Annotated in this window: 29 protein-coding genes and 1 tRNA gene; 26 read left to right on the forward strand and 4 right to left on the reverse strand. The window is 51.6% G+C overall.

Annotated elements, in window-relative coordinates; all coding sequences use genetic code 11:
* The first annotated feature begins 91 nt into the window (after positions 1 to 91).
* The 3 genes from HQN87_RS08155 to HQN87_RS08165 all read left to right on the forward strand — a co-directional run bounded on the left by HQN87_RS08155 (position 92) and on the right by HQN87_RS08165 (position 3,512).
* Entirely contained in the window at positions 92 to 1,051 is a 960-nt protein-coding gene (locus HQN87_RS08155) for an aldolase catalytic domain-containing protein (RefSeq protein WP_173130480.1), read from the forward strand.
* Positions 1,052 to 1,236: 185 nt separating this feature from the next.
* Positions 1,237 to 3,360, forward strand: coding sequence for a putative bifunctional diguanylate cyclase/phosphodiesterase (locus HQN87_RS08160; protein ID WP_173130483.1), 2,124 nt, complete (start codon positions 1,237 to 1,239; stop codon positions 3,358 to 3,360).
* Positions 3,361 to 3,438: 78 nt separating this feature from the next.
* Positions 3,439 to 3,512 (forward strand) — tRNA-Gly (locus tag HQN87_RS08165).
* 93 nt (positions 3,513 to 3,605) lie between these two features.
* On the opposite strand, the gene HQN87_RS08170 is transcribed toward HQN87_RS08165, so the two are convergent.
* From HQN87_RS08170 to HQN87_RS32960, 3 genes are all read right to left on the reverse strand, one after another.
* Positions 3,606 to 4,832 (reverse strand): tyrosine-type recombinase/integrase, encoded by a 1,227-nt coding sequence (locus HQN87_RS08170; RefSeq protein WP_173130486.1) that lies wholly within the window; start codon positions 4,830 to 4,832, stop codon positions 3,606 to 3,608.
* 218 nt (positions 4,833 to 5,050) lie between these two features.
* A complete protein-coding gene (locus HQN87_RS08175) occupies positions 5,051 to 5,452 on the reverse strand; it encodes a hypothetical protein (RefSeq protein ID WP_173130489.1) in 402 nt (133 codons plus the stop codon).
* A complete protein-coding gene (locus tag HQN87_RS32960; RefSeq protein ID WP_367272674.1) occupies positions 5,445 to 6,083 on the reverse strand; it encodes a helix-turn-helix domain-containing protein in 639 nt (212 codons plus the stop codon). Before HQN87_RS32960 ends, HQN87_RS08175 begins: the two co-directional genes overlap by 8 nt.
* Positions 6,084 to 6,275: 192 nt before the next feature.
* On the opposite strand from HQN87_RS32960, the gene HQN87_RS08185 reads away from it, so the two are divergent.
* The 21 genes from HQN87_RS08185 (at position 6,276) to HQN87_RS08285 (ending at position 21,054) form a co-directional block, all read left to right on the forward strand.
* Positions 6,276 to 6,506: a helix-turn-helix domain-containing protein gene (locus HQN87_RS08185; protein WP_173130495.1), complete on the forward strand. Its 231-nt coding sequence runs from the start codon at positions 6,276 to 6,278 to the stop codon at positions 6,504 to 6,506.
* On the forward strand, positions 6,493 to 6,777 hold the full coding sequence (locus HQN87_RS08190) for a helix-turn-helix domain-containing protein (RefSeq protein WP_173130498.1): 285 nt from the start codon (positions 6,493 to 6,495) through the stop codon (positions 6,775 to 6,777). Before HQN87_RS08185 ends, HQN87_RS08190 begins: the two co-directional genes overlap by 14 nt.
* Complete coding sequence (locus HQN87_RS08195; protein WP_173130502.1) at positions 6,774 to 6,935, forward strand: hypothetical protein; 162 nt, start codon at positions 6,774 to 6,776, stop codon at positions 6,933 to 6,935. The genes HQN87_RS08190 and HQN87_RS08195 overlap by 4 nt, the downstream gene beginning before the upstream one ends.
* Before the next feature lie 154 nt (positions 6,936 to 7,089).
* The gene (locus HQN87_RS08200) at positions 7,090 to 7,299 is read left to right on the forward strand and encodes a hypothetical protein (protein ID WP_173130505.1); all 210 of its coding nucleotides are present in this window, start codon (positions 7,090 to 7,092) and stop codon (positions 7,297 to 7,299) included.
* Between the two features lie 9 nt (positions 7,300 to 7,308).
* Positions 7,309 to 7,569, forward strand: coding sequence for a hypothetical protein (locus tag HQN87_RS08205; RefSeq protein WP_173130508.1), 261 nt, complete (start codon positions 7,309 to 7,311; stop codon positions 7,567 to 7,569).
* A complete protein-coding gene (locus HQN87_RS08210) occupies positions 7,562 to 7,762 on the forward strand; it encodes a hypothetical protein (RefSeq protein WP_173130510.1) in 201 nt (66 codons plus the stop codon). The genes HQN87_RS08205 and HQN87_RS08210 overlap by 8 nt, the downstream gene beginning before the upstream one ends.
* A 76-nt stretch (positions 7,763 to 7,838) precedes the next feature.
* Positions 7,839 to 8,111 (forward strand): AbrB/MazE/SpoVT family DNA-binding domain-containing protein, encoded by a 273-nt coding sequence (locus HQN87_RS08215; RefSeq protein ID WP_173130513.1) that lies wholly within the window; start codon positions 7,839 to 7,841, stop codon positions 8,109 to 8,111.
* A 125-nt stretch (positions 8,112 to 8,236) separates the two neighbouring features.
* Complete coding sequence (locus HQN87_RS08220; protein WP_173130515.1) at positions 8,237 to 8,731, forward strand: hypothetical protein; 495 nt, start codon at positions 8,237 to 8,239, stop codon at positions 8,729 to 8,731.
* Complete coding sequence (locus tag HQN87_RS08225; RefSeq protein ID WP_173130517.1) at positions 8,731 to 9,933, forward strand: DUF2800 domain-containing protein; 1,203 nt, start codon at positions 8,731 to 8,733, stop codon at positions 9,931 to 9,933. Before HQN87_RS08220 ends, HQN87_RS08225 begins: the two co-directional genes overlap by 1 nt.
* Positions 9,934 to 9,960: 27 nt before the next feature.
* The gene (locus tag HQN87_RS08230; protein ID WP_173130519.1) at positions 9,961 to 10,851 is read left to right on the forward strand and encodes a DUF2815 family protein; all 891 of its coding nucleotides are present in this window, start codon (positions 9,961 to 9,963) and stop codon (positions 10,849 to 10,851) included.
* The gene (locus tag HQN87_RS08235; protein ID WP_216857202.1) at positions 10,839 to 12,818 is read left to right on the forward strand and encodes a DNA polymerase; all 1,980 of its coding nucleotides are present in this window, start codon (positions 10,839 to 10,841) and stop codon (positions 12,816 to 12,818) included. Before HQN87_RS08230 ends, HQN87_RS08235 begins: the two co-directional genes overlap by 13 nt.
* Before the next feature lie 5 nt (positions 12,819 to 12,823).
* Positions 12,824 to 13,777 carry an AAA family ATPase gene (locus tag HQN87_RS08240; protein ID WP_173130521.1) on the forward strand — a complete coding sequence of 318 codons (954 nt, stop codon included), beginning with the start codon at positions 12,824 to 12,826 and terminating at the stop codon, positions 13,775 to 13,777.
* Between the two features lie 5 nt (positions 13,778 to 13,782).
* The gene (locus HQN87_RS08245) at positions 13,783 to 14,190 is read left to right on the forward strand and encodes a hypothetical protein (protein WP_173130523.1); all 408 of its coding nucleotides are present in this window, start codon (positions 13,783 to 13,785) and stop codon (positions 14,188 to 14,190) included.
* Positions 14,191 to 14,203: 13 nt separating this feature from the next.
* Positions 14,204 to 14,386, forward strand: a complete 183-nt coding sequence (locus HQN87_RS08250) for a hypothetical protein (RefSeq protein ID WP_173130525.1) — start codon at positions 14,204 to 14,206, stop codon at positions 14,384 to 14,386.
* Positions 14,387 to 14,491: 105 nt separating this feature from the next.
* The gene (locus HQN87_RS08255; RefSeq protein WP_173130527.1) at positions 14,492 to 15,013 is read left to right on the forward strand and encodes a hypothetical protein; all 522 of its coding nucleotides are present in this window, start codon (positions 14,492 to 14,494) and stop codon (positions 15,011 to 15,013) included.
* A 33-nt stretch (positions 15,014 to 15,046) separates the two neighbouring features.
* Complete coding sequence (locus HQN87_RS08260) at positions 15,047 to 15,220, forward strand: hypothetical protein (protein WP_173130529.1); 174 nt, start codon at positions 15,047 to 15,049, stop codon at positions 15,218 to 15,220.
* Between the two features lie 57 nt (positions 15,221 to 15,277).
* Complete coding sequence (locus HQN87_RS32965) at positions 15,278 to 17,692, forward strand: virulence-associated E family protein (RefSeq protein ID WP_173130533.1); 2,415 nt, start codon at positions 15,278 to 15,280, stop codon at positions 17,690 to 17,692.
* A gap of 281 nt (positions 17,693 to 17,973) precedes the next feature.
* Positions 17,974 to 18,252 carry a PDDEXK family nuclease gene (locus tag HQN87_RS08270; RefSeq protein ID WP_173130536.1) on the forward strand — a complete coding sequence of 93 codons (279 nt, stop codon included), beginning with the start codon at positions 17,974 to 17,976 and terminating at the stop codon, positions 18,250 to 18,252.
* Complete coding sequence (locus HQN87_RS08275) at positions 18,249 to 19,631, forward strand: DEAD/DEAH box helicase (RefSeq protein ID WP_173130539.1); 1,383 nt, start codon at positions 18,249 to 18,251, stop codon at positions 19,629 to 19,631. Before HQN87_RS08270 ends, HQN87_RS08275 begins: the two co-directional genes overlap by 4 nt.
* The gene (locus tag HQN87_RS08280; protein WP_173130542.1) at positions 19,632 to 20,582 is read left to right on the forward strand and encodes a hypothetical protein; all 951 of its coding nucleotides are present in this window, start codon (positions 19,632 to 19,634) and stop codon (positions 20,580 to 20,582) included.
* A gap of 19 nt (positions 20,583 to 20,601) precedes the next feature.
* Positions 20,602 to 21,054 carry a sigma-70 family RNA polymerase sigma factor gene (locus tag HQN87_RS08285; RefSeq protein WP_173130545.1) on the forward strand — a complete coding sequence of 151 codons (453 nt, stop codon included), beginning with the start codon at positions 20,602 to 20,604 and terminating at the stop codon, positions 21,052 to 21,054.
* Positions 21,055 to 21,507: 453 nt separating this feature from the next.
* On the opposite strand, the gene HQN87_RS08290 is transcribed toward HQN87_RS08285, so the two are convergent.
* On the reverse strand, positions 21,508 to 21,756 hold the full coding sequence (locus tag HQN87_RS08290) for a helix-turn-helix domain-containing protein (protein ID WP_173130548.1): 249 nt from the start codon (positions 21,754 to 21,756) through the stop codon (positions 21,508 to 21,510).
* A gap of 432 nt (positions 21,757 to 22,188) precedes the next feature.
* Here HQN87_RS08290 and HQN87_RS08295 point away from each other — a divergent pair, with 432 nt between their 5' ends.
* Entirely contained in the window at positions 22,189 to 22,641 is a 453-nt protein-coding gene (locus HQN87_RS08295; RefSeq protein ID WP_173130551.1) for a terminase small subunit, read from the forward strand.
* Positions 22,616 to 23,905: a PBSX family phage terminase large subunit gene (locus HQN87_RS08300; RefSeq protein ID WP_173130554.1), complete on the forward strand. Its 1,290-nt coding sequence runs from the start codon at positions 22,616 to 22,618 to the stop codon at positions 23,903 to 23,905. Before HQN87_RS08295 ends, HQN87_RS08300 begins: the two co-directional genes overlap by 26 nt.
* The last annotated feature ends 11 nt before the right edge of the window (positions 23,906 to 23,916 follow it).

Consider the following 23,916-nt stretch of genomic DNA (forward strand, 5'->3'; position numbering starts at 1 on the left):
AATTTTCTTTACAATATATTCTTCATTAAAGTATGATTGAACGATAATGTAAGCATAGTATGAAAATGATACCCCGAAGGGAGAACAGATTGTGAAGACGAATCAGAGTAAAATTGTCGATTGTACCATCCGCGATGGGGGACTGGTGAATAACTGGGATTTCAGTATTGAATTTGTTCAGAAATTATATGCCGGTCTGAATGAAGCCGGTGTTGATTATATGGAAATCGGATATAAAAACTCGCCGAAGCTGCTGAAAGGGGCAGAGGGTGCAGGACCATGGCGTTTTTTGGATGATGACTTCCTGCGCAAGGTGATTCCGCAAAAGGGGCACACCAAGCTGTCGGCTCTGGTCGATATCGGCCGTGTGGACGAGAATGATATTCTGCCCCGCAGTGAGAGCATGCTCGATCTGATCCGCGTGGCCTGCTACAGCAAGGATGTGGACAAGGCCCTCCAGCTGGTGCAGACCTTCCACGACTTGGGGTATGAGACAACAATTAATATCATGGCCCTGTCCAATGTGATGGAGAACGAGCTGCTTGAAGCCTTTGAGCAGATCCGCGACAGCGTTGTAGATGTGGTGTATATCGTGGATTCTTACGGCAGCCTGGATCATAATGACTTCCATTACCTGGTGGAGAAGTTCAAGACGCATCTGCCGGAGAAACGCCTGGGTGTACATACTCATAACAACCTCCAGCTGGCCTTCTCCAATACGCTGATTGCAGCCGAGAAGGGGGTAGAGCTGCTGGATGCTTCCTGTTATGGAATGGGCCGTGCCGCAGGCAATTGCCCTACCGAGCTGCTGGTTACCCATTTGAAGAATACGAATTATACCCTCCGTCCCGTTCTGGATATTGTTGAGAATCTGATGATTCCTCTGCGTGAAAAGGAAGAGTGGGGATATATTATTCCGTATATGATTACAGGAACATTAGATGAGCATCCACGCTCAGCAATGGCGCTGCGATCTTCTGCCGATAAAGACAAAGCGGTTGACTTCTATGACAAGCTCACAACACCTGAGGTTAATTTCGGGGATAAATAACCGTCTGGAAGGAGAAAGCACTGGCCTCTATTGTAGGCAGGTGCTTTTTTTCTGCCAGAGCTGCTCCGTTTCAATATTGTAGGTGGCTAATGTAACTTTACGGAGCCATCCGGCCGATATTTATACATAGGACAACATATACATCTACCTGTTATTATAGATATCATTTTAGACGCGAGGGACTTATGAGACAAGAAGAGAGAAAGACGATTCATGCGGCTATTCTAGGAGCTGTGCTATTCCTCCTGATCCAGATTTTTCGTACACCGCTGGGCCATATTGAGGATAAAGATTTATTTATGGCGTTTTATCTCATTTTAGGCTGCTGTACGGTGGCGTTTGGTTTTGCGGTTTTTGCCCAGGGCTGGCTGCTGTTCGCCAATAGATTATCCAGAGCAAGGCTGTATACCTCTGCATTATTTCTGGGCGTGTGCATCTTTGATTTCCTGCATGTCCTCGGGTTTGTAGGCATTCCCGGAATCACCTCTTATATCAGCCCCGCGCAGTCCTTATGGCTCTTGACGTTCTCCCGGCTGGCCAGTGCGCTGGGCATTATGCTTATATTCAGCAGGGCAGATCAGCCGGTTGGAACAGGCGGCAAGGGCAAAGTGTTCCGGAATTCATTTGTGGTCATTCTGCTGTCCCTGGTTGTGTTCAGCGTTGGCAACCTGATTGTCTCCGGGCTGGCGGACGAGCCTTGGGTCGAAACCACCAGAAATCTGATGAATATGGCGGTACTGTTTGTTTATTTGCTTGGCGCAGCCTTTATTATCTATCCCGGCCAAAGGGAGAAGTCGGCCTCTCTGCTGATTATTATCCGTTCCCTGGTATTCTTCTCGCTGGGCCAGGTGTTCTTCATGAATCTGTTCAGTGTTGGAGATATAGACTATCTCTTCGGAATGCTAAGCAGTGCGGCGGCTTATTATCTGCTGCTTACCGGGGTCTACCGATTGACGATTGAGGAGCCGTTTCAGGAGAATCAGCAGGCGGAGGCGCGGATTAATTATCTGGCATATCACGATGAGCTGACCGGTCTTCCGAACAGACGCCGCCTGATGCAGCGTATGGAAGAGGTGGTTCGCCAGAGCGAGCAGGACAAGAGCCGCGGCTTCTCAGGGCTTGTCATTATGAATATCAACCATTTCAAGAATATCAACGACTCGCTCGGACATTATGCCGGAGATCTTCTGCTGCAGCTGGTCTCCCGGCGGATCGCGGATGAGGTCAGAGTCAATGAAGAGCTCTACAGTATGGGGGCGGACGAGTTTGCTTTTCTGATGACGGAACGGACGGGTCTGGAGAATTGTCTGGTCCGGGCGAATGAGCTGCTGCGGCTGTTCGAGACACCGGTGGGTCTGGAGTCGGGAGAATACCATATCTCGCTTAGTCTGGGAATGAGCATTTATCCAGGGGACGGAGACACGGCTGAGCAATTGATACAGAATGCGGATACGGCTGTCCACAACGCCAAGGAGCAGGGGGTGGAGATCCGCCGCTATATTCCGGCTATGCAGATGAAGGCGAAGGAACGGCTCAAGCTGGAGAACGACCTGCGCCGGGCGCTGGAGCGGGACGAGTTCTATCTGGTCTATCAGCCCCAGGTGTTGCTTGAGACGGAGGAGATTGTCGGGATGGAGGCGCTGCTGCGCTGGAACCACCCCAAACGCGGCTTGGTCTCCCCGGTAGATTTCATTCCTATCGCTGAAGAGAGCGGGCTGATTGTTCCCATTGGGGAGTGGGTGCTCAAGACGGCTTGCCAGCAGAATAAAACGTGGCAGAATGCAGGCTATCAGCCGATTTGTGTGTCCATTAACCTGTCTATGCGCCAGTTCCTGCAGCCGAATCTGGCCGGCAAAATTGATGCCATTCTGAAGGATATCGGCCTCGACCCCAGCTATGTGGATTTGGAGATTACGGAGAGCATGACGCTGGACAAGGAGACGGCCTTCGACCAGTTGAACCGTCTGAAAAGACTTGGCGTATGTATCAGTATTGATGATTTCGGGACAGGCTACAGCTCCCTGCATTATCTGAAGAATATGCCGATTGACCGCTTGAAGATCGACCGTTCCTTTGTGTCCGATGTGATGGAGGACAGCAACAATGCGGCCATTGTCTCTACGATTACCTCCATGGCCCACCACTTGAAGCTCAAGGTAACCGCCGAAGGCGTGGAGAACAAGGAACAGCTGCACTTTCTGCGCCAGCAGCATTGCCATGAGGCGCAGGGATATCTGTTCAGCAAGCCGGTGAAGGCGGCGGAATTTGAACTGTCTTTTTTGAAGCCCCTGCTGGAAATGCCATCATAACCTCTCAAAATCCGCTTCTAACAGGGTTGCAATTTATTCCAAGTGATGCTACAATGTTTCTTGTACTCAATTTGAGTTGCGGGTGTAGTTCAATGGTAGAACTTCAGCCTTCCAAGCTGATAGCGTGGGTTCGATTCCCATCACCCGCTCCATATGATTTTTCATCCAAATCCCTTGCGCCACAAGGGTTTTTTCTTTGCGCAATTTTCGACATACGACAGGTGACAATTGCTTCATGGGGCAGTTCATGGGGCAATTTTCTTTGCTTTTGGATTCATGGCTTCCAGTGGAGCGATTAGATTACGATTGACCGGCTCTTTTTCGTGGGTGTAGCGATCCGTCGTCTCCAATTTAGTGTGCCGTAAAAACTTCTGTATGCTTCTCTGGTCGGCACCATGTTCCCGAAGGAGGGTAGCGGCTGTATGACGTAAGCCGTGAAGCTTCACATGAGGGAATCCATTCTTCTTTAAAAATTTTGCCCAAGTGTTGGTCGCAGTAGAAGGGAAATACATAACGCCTTTACCGCTGTGAAAGAGGTACTGTTTGTCTCCACCAAGCCATTTCGGGCATCTGAGCTTTGCTTTGCGCCACTGCCGTTCATAGGCTTGTAATTCCTCCATGTACCATTTGGGCATCGGTACCCACGCCTCAGACTCTTCAGTTTTAACTTCGCTTTCCACCTTTTGGCCGTCCTGATCAATTGTGATTTGATTTTCAATGTAAATTCGATAATGCTGGTAGTCCAAAGACGGCAACTCCACAGCAAGAAATTCTCCCCGTCTGAATCCCCCAAGCATCACGCCTGTGAAATACAACCTCCATCTGGTAGGAAGCCTGTACATGGCCAGCAGTAGCTCTGCGACTTCTTCCTTTGTATAATCCTGCTTGATCGCATTCATTCTTTTCTTCTCTTTTTTATTTACTGTTGGGCGGTCAACTCCGTTCATTGGATTCTCAGTAATTACTCCCCAAGCATGAGCTTTGTCAAAAATGGACTTAATTGCTTTATAAATGTTAAGTTTCGAGTTAATCGCAAGAGGGTTACCGTTTTTCAAATTCTTCAACCCAGCGAACCACTCCGCAATCCATAATGTTGGTATTTCATCCATCCACGTATCCCCGAATTCAGGTATCAAACGCGCCTCAATAATGTTATTTGTATTGAAAATGGTTTCACCGCTCATGTTTTCTTCGGCATAGACCTTCCTCCAAGTTGGAATAAATTCGGCGAAGGTCTTCTTTTTTGAGCGGTTTCGGTTTTTCCCTTTGTCTTGATGCTTGCCTGTTGTTACAAGCTGACTCCATTTGTCCTCCTGAACAGCCAGCCAGGATTCTCTCTTCTTATCTGACCTTGCACTGACGACCTCTGGCGGCATCTCCACAACCATGGAACGTTTCGGGCGGGATGCTTTCGATGGGTCGCGCTCAACAAGCTTGTACCTGTTTCCGCCAAGATGTTCACTCCAAGCCATTTCAGACCACCATCCTCAAATATGCAATTACGACTCTTCGTCCTGTTCCGATCAGTTCACCGATTAACTTATCCCCATCTCTAAAAATTCGTCCATACGCAGGAAAGTTAGATCCGGGTATTGGGGATTTCACTTCTTCTTTGGTATACATTGGTTCATCACCTCCTTTAGGGAACGTATGTTCTGTTTTTAATCAAAAAAATAGACTTCTTCTAATATTAAAAATCAAGCCAATTGCATGATAAAATATCCAGGGTTCTATTTGGAATCATTATTTGTAAATCAGACATCTGAATGACAAAGTGTTCAATTTCTAAAAGTTTGAAGTTAGGGGCCAAGGGTTCTCCGCGAAGTACATTTATTCTTTTTTTTACAGATGGGAGATGGATTCCGATATGTTCAGGCAATTCTGTATTAATTAGCAATTCAGTATTTAGTATGGAAATACCAAGCGCATCATCATTAATATCTTCTGGAGTGGTTTGCTCAAATGGTTGATTTAGAGGTATGGAAGCTACCTCAATCCCCCAATCAAAAACACCATCTTTAGGTTTAACAATAAGCCATTTAGGTATTTCGGCTCCCTCGCTGTATCTGTAAATAACATTTAGTCTATACATCGAATTCCACCTTTGTCACCTGTCCTTGGATCAGTACTTCATCAATAGGGAAAACCTTTGGAGGAATGCTTTTATTTGCTGCCTGCAGGATTATATTGTCTCCCTCATAAAAGACCCTCTTCAGCGTTCCCTCTTCACCGTTTACAATGACAACCCCAATTTTCCCATGCTGACAATATCTCTGTTTTTTTACAAGAACCCGCATACCTTCGCTTATACCTTCTTCGATCATGCTATCGCCCTTGACGATCAAGAAGAAGTACTCCCCATCTGATATTGAATCTTTGGCAACTATCTCATAACCAACAACATCCTCGTGAACCAGACTGTTGTATCCTGCTCGTATCTCTCCATAAATCGGAATTTGAACCATCTCCACTTTTGTCATGTCGATATCAAATGTCTTACTTGGGTTAAGTGTGTCGGTTTCCCCACCAGTCAGATATCCGAGAGGTATTCCGAAGAAATTGGCAATTAATTGTAATGACTTAACCTGCGGATTTTCTGTTCTATTGCTGAGGATTTGAGACAGGGTGGTATAGGGAATTCCGGTATCCTTAGCCAACTTATATTTACTGATTTTATTCTCGTCCATAAGCGTCTGAATTCTTTCGGAAATAGTACTCACCACTCAAAATCCTCTCTTTACTATGTCTCTTATGAGTTATAACTCAATGAAGTTATAATATATTGATTCAGTTAGGTTTGTCAAGGAATACAGAGAAAATAGAAGGAAATAAAGGATTATATTACTCATATGAGTTATAATGAGGATTGATTATAACGTCAATGAGTTATATTATCGTTTCAGGAGGTGAGCACAATGGGGATGGAAATAGAAAATAATATGCAGCGATTAATTGATGAGCGGGGTTGGACAATCTACCGACTTGCCAAAGAAAGTGGAATTGCTGTATCTGCATTGTACAACTTAGGCAAGAAAAAGCAAGGTCCGTATGCAGAAACCCTGGTTAAATTGGCCAATGCCTTGGATGTGTCCTTGGATGAACTGGTCCGTGAAAAGGTAGGTGTGTTAGAGAATGACAACCACTGATCTCATTGAAGCAATTCGCGCCGACATCAAACAGGGATTGCGTGAGGAATTATTGGCTGAATTGCAACCCGAAATTCAGCGGCAACTGCGGTCGAACATCTTCGACTTAAAGGAAGCCGCTGAATACCTGAAAGTATCCACTCAGACAGTTCAGCGCTTAATTAAAGGTGATGGCCTTCCCTACTTCCGGCAGCGTAAGCAATTATTCTTCCGCCAGATCGCGCTGGACGGATGGATAGCCAAACAAGAACAGAAAGGAGACACCCCATGAGACAAACATGGATACTGACCCAGAATGACCCTTCGGCAGAACTGCTGAACCAATTTGAAGGTATTCTGGCTGCATTGCAAAACGGTGCCCGCCTTAACGAATCATGGCAAGAGCCGGGAAAGCTTGTAGTGGAATTGTGGGAGGGTGAGCCTGGATGATTCGCGTAACACGGAAAATTAGTGATTTAGAGCTTAAAGCCCGCATTCTGCTATACAAGCGCCTCGAACGTAGCGCTGCGGCATCCGGCCATACGCAAGTTGCCGCCTACTGCCGCCGCAAGCACAACGCCTGCAGGGAGCTGTTGACGGCCGAGTGGGACCAGCCGCTGAAACGGCTGAGGGCCGGATGATGCCGGATGAGCTGCTAGAGTACCTGGGCGAATTGTTTATCAAAGGTCGGTATCATAAGCGGTTCGGCATGACGTTCTTGCAATTTACTGAAGCTTGTACAAGCCAGGGAGCCTATTACAGGTTGTCGCGGCGGACGTTGTTCCAGCAGTGGCTGGGGCGGGAGAGGGGGTGAGACAAGCGAATGGATTTTCAAACTGAAACGGCCAAATTTTTGGCTCAAGTTACCCTCAGCGTGAAAACAGAACATGATTTGGCTGAATTGCTGGCATATTTAAGTGCTGGAATTGGTGCACTTCTCTTCATCAATCTGAAGAAAGAGGGCCACGCTGAAATGATTGATTTTATGAGTGCTGACATCAAACGTTCCGCAGCCAATGCTGCAAAAGACCCGGGTTTGCGTTTGATGCAACTGATGAAAGGAGTTGAAAGAGGCGTTGAGTAAAGTAACTGGACCTCTTGAGGTCATTGACTATTGCGCTAATCCGAAATGCCAGGCGGAAATCATGTTTGGCCAAAGAGTCTTGAAACACGGCAAAGACCTCTACTGTGGCAATAATTGTTTGTGCGAGGGTATCGGTGCTGTGGTGATCAAGGCAGAAGATTCTCCGAAACATGAAAATGACCCAACGGATTAGGGCCCGCCAGGTCATCGCTTTAAAATCACTACACTATGATGAAGTCAGTGTACCACTGACCGAGAGGAGACGCAAGATGAAAGCTACTGGAATTGTTCGCCGTATTGATGATTTAGGTCGTGTTGTGTTACCGAAAGAGCTTCGCCGTACATTAGGGATTGCTGAAGGTGATCCGCTGGAAGTGTTCGTTAGTGGAGACAGTATCATGTTGAAGAAATATAACCCAGGCTGCACCCTTTGTAGTAGTTCAGAAGAAATAGAATATCTCTCAGGCAAGCCGATTTGCCGTGCCTGCGTGACCCGCATTGTTAAGCTTCAACCCGTGGCCGCGAATGAGAATCACCTTTAAACTACTCGATTTTATCCACTGTGAAGTCTGCGGTTATCTTGTCTCTTCCCAATTCATCCGCAATTGGAACGATCGTCAAGTCTGTACTCATTGTATTACATCCCTATTATCCGAGGAGGATCACCATGCCCGTACAAATCAACATCACTGGCGATAACGCCAATCAAGCCCATCAGGAATTTATGAATCTTCATTCCCTTATGTCCGGAGGTGGTGCACCGAAAGCTCCCGAAGCTTCAACCCCTGCGCCATCCGTCCAACCTCCGCAGCCATCCGCGCAGCAGACTTATGGGCAACCGCAGCAGCAGCAGCAGCAGCAGTGGCAGGCACCACCGCAATCCGGAGTACCTGCTCAGCCTCAATACGGTCAACTACCAGCAGGCCAGCAGCCCCAACAGAGCTACGGCCAGCAAGCTGCACCTGGCGCTGTGCCAACCTCAACCCCAGCTTACACGCTGGATCAGCTCGGCGTGGCCACTCAGCCGGTTATGGATGCGGGGCACGCAGATCAACTGATTGGATGGCTTCAGCAGCACGGTGCTGCCTCCTTGACCACACTGGACCCTAAATTCTATGGCGACTTCGCTACCTTCCTGCGATCCCTGGGGGCGCGGATCTAATGGCGGGCGGTGAGATTGCACACGCGGAGCGGGCACATGCCCTGCTATCAGCCAGCGCGTCCCACCGCTGGCTGCACTGCCCGCCGAGCGCAAGGCTGGAGGAGACTCTTCCTGATACTACGAGCGAGGCCGCCAACCGTGGGACGCTGGCCCATGAGATCAGTGAGCTGAAGCTGCGGAAAGCCTTCACGGATCAAATGCCAACGCGAAAGTATAATGCAGCGCTGAAGAAGTTCAAAGCCCAAGCCTTGTACGAGCCGGTTATGGAGGAGCATACGAACGCTTACCTGGATTACGTCCAAAAGATTGTTCATTCGTTCCCTTCGCCGCCCTTTGTGGCCATTGAGCGTAAGGTGGACTACAGTGACTACGCGCCCGAAGGCTTTGGCACCAGTGACTGCATCGTTGTAGGTAGTCGGCAGCTCCACGTGATCGACTACAAGAACGGGTCCGGGGTACCCGTAGGCGCAGAGGATAATCCGCAGATGAAACTCTATGCGCTGGGTGCGCTTAAAGCCTTTTCGTTACTGTTCCCGGTTGATACTGTGCATCTGGCCATTGTGCAGCCAAAGGTGCGGGCAGAGCCGTCAGAGTGGTCCCTGTCCGCAGCGGATCTGCTGGCCTGGGGGAAGAGCATCAAGCCAATTGCCCAGCAGGCATTCAACGGCGAAGGTGCCTATCAACTGGGCGATCACTGCAAGTTTTGCCGGGCGGTGGGTCGCTGCCCTGCTCAGGTTAAGCGGGCGTTTGAAGCGGGAGAATCCCTGCCTGTGAAGCCGCCTCCGCTATCCACTTGGGCCGAATTTGCAGAAGCGTTACGCCGCGTGGAGCCTGTGGTGGCTTGGTTCACAGGGGCGAAGAAGCTGGCTCTGTCTGAAGTGCTGAAAGGCACAGAGCTTCCCGGCTGGAAAGCCGTGGAGGGTAGAGGTAGCCGAGATTATGCCGACTTGGATAAGGCCTTTGCCCATTTGAGAGAAAAAGGTATCGAAGAAGCCGTGCTGTATAAACGACAGCCTTTGACGCTGCCGCAGCTGGAAGAAGCGCTGACGAAGGCGGTTTACAAGGAACTGCTGGAGGATGCAGGACATGTTAGCAAGAAGCCAGGAGCGCCAACACTGGCTCCAGAAGACGATAAGCGCCCAGCATACAATGGCCAAGTTAAACCGGAGGATGTATTCAGTACACCGCCGGAGCAATCATAAACCCAATTCACAGGAGGTCACACAACCATGAATCAAGTCGATACTACTGCAGTAACCACAGGACAGGTCAGACTGAGCTTTGTTCACCTATTCCAGCCTCACGCTAATCAGCCGGGACAGGAGCCGAAATACAGCACTACTATTCTGATTCCGAAATCAGATTATGCGACGATGCAGCGGATCAATGCCGCCATTGAGGCTGCCATTCAAAAAGGTGTTGCCGCAACTTGGGGTGGTGCCCGTCCACCACAGCCAAAAACGCCGATTCATGACGGGGACGGGGCGCGTCCGAATGGCGATCCCTTTGGTCCAGAGTGCAAAGGTCATTGGGTGCTTACGGCCAGCAGCAAACAGCAGCAGGCCGTAGTGGACGCGAACCTGAATCCTATCTTGAATCAGACTGAGATTTATTCCGGCGTGTATGCCCGCGTGAATATCAACTTTTTCCCGTATGCGAATAGCGGTAATCGCGGTGTTGGTGCGGGCCTCGGTCCAGTGCAAAAGCTGGCTGACGGTGAACCGTTGGGTGGCCGGATCAGCGCAGAGCAGGCGTTTGGTGGGAATGGCGGCGGCGTAGGTTTTGCACCGGCTCCAGCACCGCAGGGCTTTGATCAAATCCCGCCGCAGCAATATGGCCAGCAACCGCCTGCGCAACAGGGATACGGGCAGGCCGCGCAGCAGCCGCAGTATGGGCAACAGCCTCCAGCGCAACCGGGCTATGGTCAAGCACCACAACAGGGATACGGGCAAGCACCTCAAGCACCACAGGCTCCTCAGCAGGGTTATGGCCAGGCTCCACAAGCGCCACAATATGGGCAGCAACCCGCGCAGCCTGGATATGGCCAGCAGCCACCTGCGCAACAGATTGACCCCATTACGGGCAGACCTCTGCCAGGTGGCGGCGTATGGGGGATCTAATCTGGAACCTCAGTATCGACATTGAAACCTACAGCGACATAGACATCAAGAAAGCGGGATTGTACAGATATGTACAGTCCCCTGCTTTTCAAATTCTCCTTTTTGCTTACTCCTTCAATGGAGACCCCGCCGTTCAGATTGTGGACATGGCGCAAGGCGAGAAGATTCCACAGCATATCATCGACGCCTTAAGAGATCCGAACGTCATCAAACACGCATATAACGCAGCTTTTGAGTGGTACTGCCTCAATAAATTCTGGTCTTCTCCCGTCGAGCAGTGGCGCTGTACGCAGATCCACGGTCTATACTGCGGATACCCTGCAGGGCTGGGTAAGGTTGGTGAGGCTCTCGGCCTGCCACAAGATAAGCGAAAGATGGGCGTAGGAGGATCGTTGATCCGAACGTTCTGTGTGCCTGTGAAAAAGCCAGCGAAGGCAAATGGTTACCGTGCCCGGACACTTCCGCACCATGAGCCTGAGAAGTGGCAGCTATTTAAAGAGTATTGTGTCGGTGACGTTGTAGCGGAGATGGAGATTTTGCGAAGGCTATCGGTGTTCCCGGTTCCTGATGCAGAATGGCAGCTATGGCAAATGGATCAGCGGATCAACGTTCGCGGCATTGCTTGTGATCTTCACCTGGTCGAGGGCGCCTTGGCGGTGGATGAACAGATTACGGCGGAGCTCATGAAGGAAGCCGTACACCTTAGCGGCCTTGCTAATCCGAAATCAGTCCAGCAACTCAAGAAATGGCTGACTGAGGAAATTGGCGAAGAGGTGGAGGATCTAAAGAAGGATACCGTATCCGGATTGATTGAATCAGTGGAGGAGGGCAAGGCCAAGCGCGTGCTGGAGATCCGCCGGGAGCTGTCCAAGACCAGTACCAAGAAGTACGTGGCCATGAAGACGGTCGCCTGTGAGGATGGCCGTGTACGCGGACTGCTTCAGTTTTATGGAGCGAATCGCACCGGACGCTGGGCAGGCCGGCTGGTACAGGTTCACAATCTACCAAAAAATAAGATGGGCTTGGAGCTTCTGTCGTTCGCTCGGCAGCTTGTCCGGGATCGCAGAGTGGACATGTTGAAGTTTGTTTTTGGAAATGTACCTGATACGCTCTCGCAACTCATTCGGACGGCGTTCATAGCTACAAGCGGCAAGAAGCTGCAGGTGGCGGATTTTAGCGCTATTGAGGCCCGGGTGTTGGCGTGGTTGGCTGGAGAGCAGTGGCGGCTGGATGTATTTGCAGGGCACGGCAAGATATACGAGGCTTCGGCTGCGCAGATGTTTGGTGTTCCACTTGATGAAATCAGCAAGGACTTACGACAAAAAGGTAAGGTATCTGAGTTGGCGCTAGGCTACCAGGGTGCTTCAGGTGCGCTGATTCAAATGGGCGCATTGGATATGGGGCTTTCAGAGGAGGAACTTCCGGAGATTGTGACCCGCTGGCGAAACGCGAATCGGCGTATCTGTGATCTATGGTATGCCTTTGAACGGGCAGCTGTTCAGGTCATGGAAACCGGAATGCCTGTTGGTATTCGGGGGATCGTCTTCGCTCGTGAGAGTCATCACGGCAATGGGCTGGACTTCTTCACTGTGCAGCTGCCAAGTGGCCGTAAGCTTTATTATGTAGCGCCGCGCCTGGCACAAAATGACTTCGGCAAGCAGGCGCTTCACTATATGGGGCCGGATCAGAAGACGGGCAAGTGGACGCTGATATCCACATATGGGGGCAAGCTTGTGGAAAACATCGTGCAGGCCATCGCCCGGGACTGTTTGGCTGTCACTCTTATCAGAGCGGAGCAGGCAGGATACAACACTGTGCTGCATGTTCATGATGAGCTTGGTATCGAATCGGACCGACCGGAGGATCTGGATAAGGTTTTAGCGCTGATGAGTGATTCGATAGATTGGGCTCCAGGTCTTCCGCTCAAGGGAGCCGGGTTCGTAACTGAATTCTATATGAAGGATTGATCATAGTGGATTATACGATAAATCAGAAAGCAAAAGACGCTCTGAACCGCCTTGCGGCTATGCCCGGCATGTCTGCGGTCAAAGATCAGGTGGATCAAATGGTTCAGCTCAAAAGAGTATCTGACCTGCGCAAGCAAAATCGGCTAAAGACGGAGCCACAAACCAACCACATGATCTTTACAGGTAATCCGGGAACGGGCAAAACGACAGCGGCCCGCCTGATCGGGGAGGCATTTGCTGAAATTGGATTGCTGAAGCGTTCAGGCAACGAGGTACCGTTTGTGGAGGTAAGTAATTCAGACATTGCTCGTCCCCATGTCGGAGAATCAGAAAAAATGATCGTGACTAAGTTTAAGCAGGCAAAAGGCGGGATTTTGTTCATAGATGAAGCCTATTCGCTGATGGGTAAGGGCGACCACGCTACAGATATGAAGGTTATATCTGCGATTGTTCAATTGACAGAAAATATGCGTGATGAAGTCGTAGTTATCGCCGCCGGTTACCAGAAGGACATGGCCAAGTTTATGGCTTTTAATAGTGGCTTGGCTTCTCGGTTCCCGACTACCATCCATTTCCCGGATTATGCTGTGCCGGAGCTGGTGCTGATCGCCCAGAAGATGCTCCTGGAGCAGGAGTACCAAGCGGCGCCAGATTATCTGGACGCCCTGGCCAGCGTGATGTGGATCGAGCGGAGTCGTCCAAACTTCGGCAATGCCCGCACAGTGCGCAACCATGTCGAGCGCTCAATCCGGCAGCAGGCGGTTCGGGTTTCACAGATGACCCGGCCATCGCGTAAAGATTTAGCGCTGATCACGGCGGCAGACTTAGTTCACTCCGTTCAGGATGTGAAAAATTCAGAAAAGGAATTACTTCAAGAAACGATTAAGGCGGCCCAGACTCGGCTGTTTGAGCTGGACATGCAAAGTATCCTAAAGCGAAGCCCACAAGAGAGGGTGTGATCCTTATGAAAACGCCGCAGCAGGTGGCGGCCGAACTGGTGGGCCGCCTTAAGCGGGAAGGCTTTATTGTTCAGCGCTATGACAGCATGACCACCACCAGCATTTATCTGAAGCTGGACTATGGCGTGGCTAACAGCATCCGGATCGGGGACCACAAGGGCAAGAAACAATACAAGTACCGGTATAACGTAGACATCGGCCGGAAGCAGATAAACCGTCACAGCACGGGCGAGGGGTGGCCCCGCTGGTATTACCCGGAGACAGAGCTGGAGGCGCTGGTGCGAGATGTGCTGAAAGAGCGCTCCCGGATTAAAGCGAAGCATGGTCCAGATTCCTATTGGGCCCTGATGGCAGCCAAACAGTTCGAGAATCACGGCAGTAAGGGCTTCTGGAGCAGTGCGAGATTAGTGTAAGGAGGTAAGGGCTATGATCATTCCCTACAGGATGAATTTGGGATCAGACGAGGGCGACGCGGAAATTGAAGATTCGGAGCTGATAGGCCTCACAGAAGAAGAGATTAAGGAAAGAATTTACCAGGCGATTTGGGAAGATGCGAAACAATACTTGGACGCGTGGCCAGTCAAAGAAGCTGATTCCGATGAGACCTGACCCCTTCTTCCAAGATGTTCCCTGGGACATTATTACGAATGAGAGCGGCGAGGTGCTGGGAGAAGTTTTTATTCTTCTGCCGGTACGGCCGCCAAGGAGGCGACAATGCAAATGGGGTACGACTTCTACATTACGCCCGAAGAATATGCCCGCGCCGCAGCCAATGGAATAAAGGCCAATACCTTAGAGGTGCGTGTACGCTGTCTGGGCTGGGACAAAGAGCGGGCCATGACTACGCCGCCGCGTCGGGTATCCGATCATTCTGCCTGGCACGCACTGGCTGAAAGTAATGGTATTTCAAAACATCTGTTCCGTGTACGAGTCAATCGGAACGGATGGAGCCCAGAGCGCGCGGCCACGGAGCCGCTTACTACTAAAGACCGACGGCGTGAGCTTGTCCTGCAGGCAAAAAGCTATCAATTAAAATACCCGCCGGAGGTTTTGGCCCGTGCTGCAGCTAATGGGGTACGGCCGGACACTTTTTATGCGCGGATTCATCGGGGCTGGGACGTAGATCGGGCAGCGGATACCCCGCTAATCTCTCCGGAGCAAAAGGGGCGGAATCGGGTTCAATGGCTGCGGGAACGTGGACTTGATCCAAGTGCCTCAGTATTTCAGAAGCGATGAGCCATTGACGCAAACTATGAAGGAGTGGTTTTTATGAATAACGATATAGATCCTTGGGAAATGGATTCTTTATGGCTAATGATGGAGTATAAGCGATTAGTAATACTTGAATCCAATGGAGAAACAAATGCAGATGCTCCTTATGATGCTGATCAGTTGGAGGAAGTAATCAGTCATCGCCTCAGAGAATATGCCATAGACCGCTAATACACAGTACGAGAATTTAACCTATTAGATGATTAATGACTAAAGGCGGTATGCCCTGTGAATTATAACCGATCAATAACCATATCAGCGGCCGGCAGCCGCCGCGCGACACACTGGCCCGCTCAGACTCTGATGTGGTCTGAGCTGGTCGAGCGGCTGCGGGTGGCCACACGCGGCACGGAGACACTGACGCAGTATCTGGCGCTTCCAAAGAGCCAGCAAGATGATCTGAAGGATGTCGGGGGCTTCGTTGCCGGTACTCTGGACGGTGGACGGCGTAAGGCCAATGCGGTGATCAGCCGTGATGTGCTGACGCTCGACCTGGACAGTATTCCTGCCGGTGGAACAGCGGACGTCATGCGCCGACTGGACGCCCTGGGCTGTGCCTATGCGGTGTACAGCACCCGGAAGCATGAGGAGTCAAGGCCGCGGCTTCGGGCCTTAGTGCCAACAGATCGGACCGTATCTGCAGATGAGTATGAGCCGATGGCCCGGAAGCTCGGGCAGATCCTGGGCATTGAGCTGTGTGACCCGACCACTTTCGAGGCTTCACGGCTCATGTACTGGCCGAGCTGCAGCGCAGACAGTCAGTATGTATTTAACTTTGGGGATAAGCCGTTTGTATCTGCAGATGGCCTGCTCAGCATGTACAGCAATTGGCGCAGCATCCAGGAGTGGCCACAGGTGCCTGGAGCCAGTGAGGCCCATGTCCGCCTGGCCGCGAAGCAAGGGGACCCTTCCAGTAAATCAGGCGTCGTCGGTGCGTTCTGCCGGACGTATGACATTCATCAAGCCATAGCTGCGTTTCTCCCTGGGGCTTACTTGGAGACCGATGACGGTACCGGACGTTTGACCTTTGCCGGAGGCTCTACCGTGGGCGGGGCGGTAGTGTATGACGATGGCCAGTTTCTATACTCCCATCATGCTACGGACCCGACCAGCGGCCGCCTGGTCAACAGTTTTGACCTGGTGCGGCTGCACCGGTTCGGAGCAGCGGACGATGAGGCCAAGGCGGGTACACCCACGAATAAGCTTCCATCCTATTCGGCTATGACGGCGTTCGCCTTGGAGCTGGAGCCTGTAGCCGGGCTGCTGAAGCAGGAGAGGTATGAGAAAGCCGTGACCGAGTTCAACGGAGCCGGTCCGGCATTCCCTGTTCCTCCCGAGGATCTGAACTGGATGCAGAAGCTGGAGATCAATAGTAACGGCATGTATCTGAAGACCGTGGATAATGTGCTGATTGTATTGGAGTATGACCCGGCCCTGCGGGATAAAATCGCTTTTGATGAATTTGCCAATCGAGGGCTGGTGCTTGGCTCACTACCATGGGATAGCCGTACCGAGCGGCGGCCATGGGCCTCATCTGACGATGCGGGAATTTACCATTACACCGAAAAAGTATACGGCATTGCTGTAGAAGCGAAGATCAACCATGCGTTGACGATTATTACCCACAAGCGCCGATTCAACGATGTGCAGCGCTATCTGGAAGGGCTGAAGTGGGACGGTGTGCCCCGGCTGGATACCCTGCTGCGAGATTACCTGGGCGCGGAGGACAATGTGTATACTCGGGCCGTGTCCCGTAAGTCCTTGACGGCGGCTGTGGCCAGAGCCATGGTCCCAGGTGTCAAATACGATTATATGCCGATCTTAGCCGGTCCGCAGGGCTTAGGTAAAAGCACTTTCTTGCGGCTGCTGGGCAAGCACTGGTATTCCGACAGCTTAACCACCTTCGAGGGGAAAGAAGCCTGCGAGATGATCCAAGGCATCTGGATCAATGAGGTGGGCGAGCTGACGGGGATGAGCAAGGCGGAGACGAACAGCGTCAAGCAGTTCCTGAGCCGGACAGAGGATATCTACCGGGAGGCTTACGGCAAACGTACAATGCCGTATCCCCGGCGCTGCGTGTTCTTCGGAACCACCAATGACAGCGAGTTTCTGCGGGACCGGACCGGTAACCGGCGCTTCTGGCCCGTGGACGTTGGGCAGCTTCCTTCTATTAAGAGTGTGTTCCGGGACCTGGAGCCGGAAGTGGATCAGATTTATGCAGAAGCCTTTGTGCGCTGGCAGCTGGGGGAACCTTTGTATTTATCTGGAGAGGCTGAGGACTTGTCCAAGCAGCAGCAGGAGGCCCACAGGGAGAGCAATGCCAAAGAGGGGATCATTAAGGCGTTTGTGGAACGTCCGGTACCGGAGGACTGGCAGAAGCGGGATGTGGCCACACGGCTAATGTACTGGGGCGGCGAATTTGGTAGACCCCATGAAGGGCAGGCGGGGCCCCGGGACCGGGTATGCGCCGCAGAGGTGTGGTGCGAGTGCTTCAAGTCGGACATTAAGTTTATGAAGCAGACGGACGCCCGGGAGATCAATGGGATACTGGGGTCAATGCCTGGTTGGGAAGACTACCGAGGGCGCTTCGGACCATACGAAACGCAGCGCGGTTATCGGCGGAAAGGCAGCATACCATGTTGACACTTAATTGTTGACAGTCCCGAAAGTGTCAACAAAAGCGGTGTTGACAGATTTATAAGTGTCAACGTGATTGTCAACATAAGTGTCAACCGCTAAAACCCTTATAAACTCTATACTTATTATACTTTGTTGACACTGTTGACACTTAAAACTATATAAATAAGAAATTAAAGAATTATAGATATTAGGCGCGTACGTATAACGCTTAATACGCCTAATTACTAGAAAGTTACGCACGCATGAGGCGCACACGCGTAACACAGCATGAGGAGGTTTGTCAAGTGAGAGAGCGCGACATAGAGACTTATCTCCGGAAGCGGGTCAAGGCTTCTGGTGGCATCGCCTATAAATGGACTAGCCCAGGGAATGCGGGTGTGCCTGACCGGATTGTCATTCTGCCGTTTAACCGGGTGCACTTTGTGGAACTTAAAGCACCTGGCCTGAAGCCGACGCCGTTGCAGCTGGCGCAGCACCGGGAATTAGCAGCCCGAGGCTGCAGTGTCTGGGTGATCGACAGTAAAGAGGGCGTTGATGCTTTCCTGCAGGAGGCGCGAACATGACGGCGCTGGTGGAGAAGCCCCGGCAGCAGTTCAAACCGTGGGATTATCAGCGGTACTGCATTAACCGGCTATTGACCGATGATGCACTTGGATTGTTCTTGGGCTTAGGGCTTGGGAAGACGGTCATCACGCTTACCGCCATCAATGACCTGAAATATAACCGGTTCTTGATCCGGCGCACGCTTGTCATTGCGCCGAAGAAGGTTGCGGAACTGACTTGGACCACAGAGGCGGCCAAGTGGGAACACCTGAAGCATTTGCGAATCATTCCGGTACTGGGAAGCCAGCAGAAGCGGATTAAGGCCCTGAATACACCCGGCGATGTGTGGGTGATTAACCGGGATAACGTCAAGTGGCTGGCGGAGTATTACCGGAATGCCTGGCCGTTTGATATGGTGGTACTGGATGAGTTGTCCAGCTTTAAAAACCATCAGGCCCAGCGCTTCAAGGCCCTAACCTGGATACGGCCACACATTAAGCGGATTGTGGGCTTAACCGGTACACCTGCACCGAACGGGCTTTTGGACTTGTGGGCCCAGATGTTCCTGCTGGATCAGGGGGAGCGACTGGAGAAGCGGGTCACACACTACCGCGAGAAATACTTCCAGCACAACTATAACGGATTCGGGTATACGGCCAAGCCGGGAGCGGATGAGGTGATTCACCGGCAGATCGCTGGTCTTTGCATCAGCATGAAGGCAGAGGATTATCTGGAGCTGCCTGATTGTATTACGAACATTATCCCGGTGGCCTTGGATGACAAGGCGGCGGCCCAATATAAGCGAATGGAGCGGGACCTGCTGCTGGCGATAGAGGACACTGAGATTAGCGTAACCAGTGCAGCGGCGCTGACTGGCAAGCTGCTGCAGCTTTGTAACGGGGCTCTATATGACGATGAGCGCGGCGTGCATGAACTTCACAGCTGCAAGATCGAGGCGTTCATGGAATTGGTGGAGCAGCTTAACGGTGCCCGTGCCCTGGTGTTCTATAACTTCCAGCACGATCTGGCCCGCTTGCACAGCGCCCTGAAGGGTTCCGGCTTACGGATCAGAGAGCTGAAGACGCCGCAGGATCAACTGGATTGGAATGCCGGGCAGGTTGATATTCTGCTTGCCCATCCGGCCAGCGCTGCCTATGGTCTCAACCTGCAGGACGGCGGGAACCATGTCGTATGGTTCGGGTTGAACTGGAGCTTGGAACTGTACCAGCAGGCCAACGGGCGTCTGCATCGGCAGGGTCAGAAGCAGAAGGTCATTCTGCACCACCTGGTTGTCCAGGGCGGCGTGGATGAGGATGTCATGGCAGCGCTGGAGGCTAAGGCGACCACACAGGACAGGCTGCTGACAGCGCTTAAGGCGAGAGTGGAGAGGGTGAAATAGATGGGTAAAGATCGTTCGCGTACATCCATACCTAGCCGGGATATTGAGTACAAGTCCTACGGTTCCGGAACTGTGCGGGAATACAAGTTATCACCGGAGCAGCTGGAAGAGGTCCGGCAGAAGTATCCGGCTACGAAGCAGGATAAGCAATTTGTGAAACCAATTGTGCAGAATACACCAGTCAAGGGGGAGAAGCGGATGGGTAAATTTATGATGACAGAAGCGGAATTTAAGGCGGCCCGGGCAGACGGCAAGACAATCGCGCAGATTGCGCAGGAGCAAGATGTGGCCGAAGCTACTATCTACAAGCATATGAGTAAATGGGCAGAGACGCCCAAGGAAACCCAATTGCTTCGTGAAAAGGAGGCGCTGCCGCCGCAAGTGCCGGTGGGTTTACCGGAAATGTACAAGAGGGCGCAGCAGGAGATCGAGGAGCTGAAAGCGGCGTTGTCCGTCACTCAGCCGATATCCCATGACATGATTAAGAGTTATAAGGCTGAAGCTGAACACTGGAAAGCCCAGGCTACGGAGGCGGTGGCGCTTGCCGGTAAGGCTGCCGAGGAGTCGGCGGCAAAAATTGAACGGATGAAGGCGAATCTGCGAGCAGGGACAGACGCCCGTAATGCTGCTGAGGATGAACTTGTTAAAGTGACTGATGAGTGTAACAGTCTCCGAGACCGGTTAGAACAATCGGGATGGTACAGGGAAGCGGCTGAGCGGGATATTGAGCGGCTAACCTCAGAGAATGGCCAGCTTCAGGAGGAACTGAACCGGATGATTACGGAGCGGGATGATCTGATGGCTGAGAATGATCGCTTGAGTGACTTACTTCGGACTGCGAACCGGACAGTTCCAGAACCAGCCAGCGAAGTACATCTGCTGGACCGCAGCATCGCAGATCTGACACGGGCACGTTGGATTCTGGACCGTTTATCCGCTTCAGGTGAATAACTTAACAGGGGGTCACAGCATGAAAGCAACTTGGATCGAAACCCTGATCGGGCAGTATGCTGCAGAGACGCATGTGCTGGAACGGTACCGGGATACCCTGGACCTCTCCCTGCCTGCGGCAGCAGAGGAGGCCGAGACGGTCTCTGGGATGCTGGCAGACATGCGATACGCCTTAACCTGGATGCGGCGCGGCAGACGGCCAGGGAGCCGCAGAGGAGCTGAGCGGACGGACGTTTACCGACAGCGTGAGATATACATCAAGCTTTCCGCCAGGGAGATCACGGAGCTAGAGCGGCTCCGGCTGGTCGATGCGTTGCTGGCGCTGAGTGATCGGGAACGCACTTGCTTCCTGCTACACATGGCGCAGGGCTTGACGCTTCAGGAGATTTCGGATAAGCTGAGATTGTCTAAAAACACTGTGCGCGATTACGTTGATAGGGCAAAAAAGAAGATTTCTTCGGACTTTTTATGATTCTTGCCGCACGTATTGCCGCACACTGAGCCGCACAACCTACAGTACTATAAGTCTGTCTATCACGAGTCCTCCAATGCGGAGGGCTCTTTTTTGCGTTTTTGAAGTAGATTTCAATCCACGTACCGATAATATAAACAATAATACATTTATTATTACTTGTGTAAGTACTTGTGTAATTACTTGCATAAAAAGGCCGTCGGATGCGACGATTCGTCGCGCGATGTGAGGGATTTCAATCCACGCACATCTCCGTCGAGAAGCGCTGTTAGCACTTCTCTTCGATCCGAGGGCCGATAGATTATTTAATTTTCGGCCCGGATGATGATAATGGCAATTCGCCAACGCCAAAATCTAAACCACATCCGGCATTCCTCCTCTCAGAAGGATACCATTAATTGTATAACAAACATTACCAATTGTCACGGGAGGATAAACGGAAAAAGCCCGGCATCACTCACCGGGCTTGTCTGTTTTAGGTTTACGGTTGTATATGCTGGCCGCTTCCTTCCGCTCCAGGACATCGGACCGGAGGAATAGGCGTTCGCGGCCGGTGTCCTTGATCGGCACAAGCTTCCCGCTCTGAACAAACTTGTGCAGGTTCTGCCGGCTGCAGTCCATGATCTCCATCGCTTCCGATGTGCCGACTACTTCCCGGGCGATCCATTCGGCCAGTTCTTCCTTGCTGGAAAAGTTGTACATTACCACTTCACCACCAAAATAATCAGGTTAATGATGCTTATGGCCAGCGTAGCATAGGTTACCATGTTTGTAGCCTTTTGAGTCATATTTCATCGCTCCCGTCATTATGATATACTGGAAGAAAGACAGCCCTTGTTATTCATCCCCTACCGCCTGGCCCCTTGCGGGGCCGAGGTTTCGGGTTTCACTACTTGAGCAGTAGCTTGATGAGGGTGAGGATTTGGACAATCAAGCCGATGATTGCAGTCACCGATTTGATTTTGTTGTCCTTATCCTCTTTCTGTCTTTCTTTCCTTGTCTTCAATATCATCACCTCCTCTATATCTTTATTATAACATATTAGTTTACCATCGTCAACATATATATGATTAGAGTCCGGTCATTTGATCGGGCTTTTTTCTACGCCAAAAGAAAGCAGGTGGGTGAAATGCCATGAAATTAACGGAGAAACAAAAACGCTTTGCTGATTACTTTATCGAGACTGGGAATGCCACGGAATCGGCGCGCCTTGCCGGGTACAGCCGTAAGACAGCGCCAGATATTGGCCACGAAAACCTGCAGAAGCCCCATATCCGAGAATACATCGAAGTGCGGGTCGCGGAGAAGGATGCCAAGCGGATCGCCAAGCAGGATGAGGTGCTGGAGTTCCTGACGCATGTGCTACGAGGTCAGGAACAGGAGCAGTTCCCGCTTGGCCTTGGCATGGGGGAGCAGAAGCTGGTTAAGAAGGATCTGAACGGGGCGGACCGGATCAAGGCGGCGGAGCTGCTGGGCAAGCGGTACGGTATGTGGGTGGACCGGCAGCAGATTGACGGTACCTTGGGCGTACAGATCATTGATGATATAGGTGGTGATCCGGATGGAGCAGACGACACAGCAGATTAAGCTGTCCGAGATCGTCACGCCACAATTCAAATCCTTCTGGCGGGCTTCAAACAGCCACCGCTATCTGCGACATGTCCTAAAGGGCGGGCGCGGGTCAGCCAAGTCAACGCATATCGGGATTAAGGTCATCAAAGATGTGATGAAGTACCCAGTAACAGCGCTGGTTATTCGGAAGGTCGCCCGTACGCTGGAAGAATCCGTATTTGAGCAGCTCAAGGAGGCCATTGAGATCCTGGGCGTGTCGGCCTATTGGCGCGTACTTAAATCCCCGCTCCAGCTGATTTATCTGCCCCGTGGGAATCGGATTATTTTCCGAGGGGCTGACGACCCGCTGAAGCTCAAGTCTATTAAGGTCAGCAAGTTCCCGATTGCGATTATGTGGATCGAGGAGCTGGCCGAGTTTAAAACGGAAGAAGAGGTTACGACCATCGAAAACTCTGTGCTTCGTGCAGAGCTGCCCGATGGTCTTTTTTACGCCTTTTACTATAGCTACAACCCGCCGAAGCGTAAACAAAACTGGACCAACAAGAAATATGAGTCCCAGTTTAAACAGGCGAATACCTACGTGCATCACTCCACATACCTGGATAACCCACATTTGTCCAAGGCATTCCTGGAGGAAGCCGAAGAGGCCAAGACCAAGGGGAAGATCGACAAAGACGGCCTGTCCCTTCGTTACAAGTGGGAATACCTTGGCGAGGCCATCGGCAGTGGAGTTGTGCCGTTCGATAATCTCAGCTTCCGTACCATCACGGACGAGGAAATCAAGAGCTTCGACAACATCCGGCAGGGCATTGACTGGGGCTATGGCGTAGACCCGGTATCCTTTGGCCGCTGGCACTATGATAAGACGCGCCGCCGCTTGTACGCTCTGGATGAGCGGTACGGGGTGAAGATCAGCAACCGGGAGCTGGCCGAGTGGATCAACACGCGGAAGTATCACGATGTGATGACGACAGCAGACAGCGCTGAGCCGAAATCCATTGATGAGATGAAGTCCCACGGCATCCGGATTCGCGGAGCCAAGAAGGGTCCTGGTAGCGTGGAGTATGGCGAGAAGTGGCTGGATGATCTGGAAGAGATCGTGATTGATCCGAAGCGGACGCCCCACACGGCCAAAGAGTTCGAGGATATTGATTACCAAGTGGACGCGGACGGCAATCCACGCGCCAAGCTGGAGGATAAGGACAATCACAGTATTGACCAATGCCGCTACGCCTTAGAAGGCGATATGGACCGTTCCGGCGTGTCGTTCAAGAAATAACAGGAAGGGAG

It is taken from the genome of Paenibacillus tritici (genome assembly GCF_013204885.1).
GTDB lineage: Bacteria > Bacillota > Bacilli > Paenibacillales > Paenibacillaceae > Paenibacillus_AQ > Paenibacillus_AQ tritici.

Bases quoted from the DNA above. Each gene is read 5' to 3' on its own strand.
- HQN87_RS08245 (WP_173130523.1), top strand. From the start codon at position 13,783: ATGAAAACGCCGCAGCAGGTGGCGGCCGAACTGGTGGGCCGCCTTAAG.
- HQN87_RS08290 (WP_173130548.1), bottom strand. From the start codon at position 21,756: ATGTACAACTTTTCCAGCAAGGAAGAACTGGCCGAATGGATCGCCCGG.
- HQN87_RS08285 (WP_173130545.1), top strand. From the start codon at position 20,602: ATGAAAGCAACTTGGATCGAAACCCTGATCGGGCAGTATGCTGCAGAG.
- HQN87_RS08275 (WP_173130539.1), top strand. From the start codon at position 18,249: ATGACGGCGCTGGTGGAGAAGCCCCGGCAGCAGTTCAAACCGTGGGAT.
- HQN87_RS08170 (WP_173130486.1), bottom strand. From the start codon at position 4,832: ATGGCTTGGAGTGAACATCTTGGCGGAAACAGGTACAAGCTTGTTGAG.
- HQN87_RS08160 (WP_173130483.1), top strand. From the start codon at position 1,237: ATGAGACAAGAAGAGAGAAAGACGATTCATGCGGCTATTCTAGGAGCT.
- HQN87_RS08190 (WP_173130498.1), top strand. From the start codon at position 6,493: ATGACAACCACTGATCTCATTGAAGCAATTCGCGCCGACATCAAACAG.
- HQN87_RS08215 (WP_173130513.1), top strand. From the start codon at position 7,839: ATGAAAGCTACTGGAATTGTTCGCCGTATTGATGATTTAGGTCGTGTT.
- HQN87_RS08225 (WP_173130517.1), top strand. From the start codon at position 8,731: ATGGCGGGCGGTGAGATTGCACACGCGGAGCGGGCACATGCCCTGCTA.
- HQN87_RS08195 (WP_173130502.1), top strand. From the start codon at position 6,774: ATGAGACAAACATGGATACTGACCCAGAATGACCCTTCGGCAGAACTG.
- HQN87_RS08260 (WP_173130529.1), top strand. From the start codon at position 15,047: ATGAATAACGATATAGATCCTTGGGAAATGGATTCTTTATGGCTAATG.
- HQN87_RS08205 (WP_173130508.1), top strand. From the start codon at position 7,309: ATGGATTTTCAAACTGAAACGGCCAAATTTTTGGCTCAAGTTACCCTC.
- HQN87_RS08220 (WP_173130515.1), top strand. From the start codon at position 8,237: ATGCCCGTACAAATCAACATCACTGGCGATAACGCCAATCAAGCCCAT.
- HQN87_RS08280 (WP_173130542.1), top strand. From the start codon at position 19,632: ATGGGTAAAGATCGTTCGCGTACATCCATACCTAGCCGGGATATTGAG.
- HQN87_RS08185 (WP_173130495.1), top strand. From the start codon at position 6,276: ATGGGGATGGAAATAGAAAATAATATGCAGCGATTAATTGATGAGCGG.
- HQN87_RS08230 (WP_173130519.1), top strand. From the start codon at position 9,961: ATGAATCAAGTCGATACTACTGCAGTAACCACAGGACAGGTCAGACTG.
- HQN87_RS08175 (WP_173130489.1), bottom strand. From the start codon at position 5,452: ATGTATAGACTAAATGTTATTTACAGATACAGCGAGGGAGCCGAAATA.
- HQN87_RS08235 (WP_216857202.1), top strand. From the start codon at position 10,839: ATGGGGGATCTAATCTGGAACCTCAGTATCGACATTGAAACCTACAGC.
- HQN87_RS08255 (WP_173130527.1), top strand. From the start codon at position 14,492: ATGCAAATGGGGTACGACTTCTACATTACGCCCGAAGAATATGCCCGC.
- HQN87_RS08250 (WP_173130525.1), top strand. From the start codon at position 14,204: ATGATCATTCCCTACAGGATGAATTTGGGATCAGACGAGGGCGACGCG.
- HQN87_RS08295 (WP_173130551.1), top strand. From the start codon at position 22,189: ATGAAATTAACGGAGAAACAAAAACGCTTTGCTGATTACTTTATCGAG.
- HQN87_RS08300 (WP_173130554.1), top strand. From the start codon at position 22,616: ATGGAGCAGACGACACAGCAGATTAAGCTGTCCGAGATCGTCACGCCA.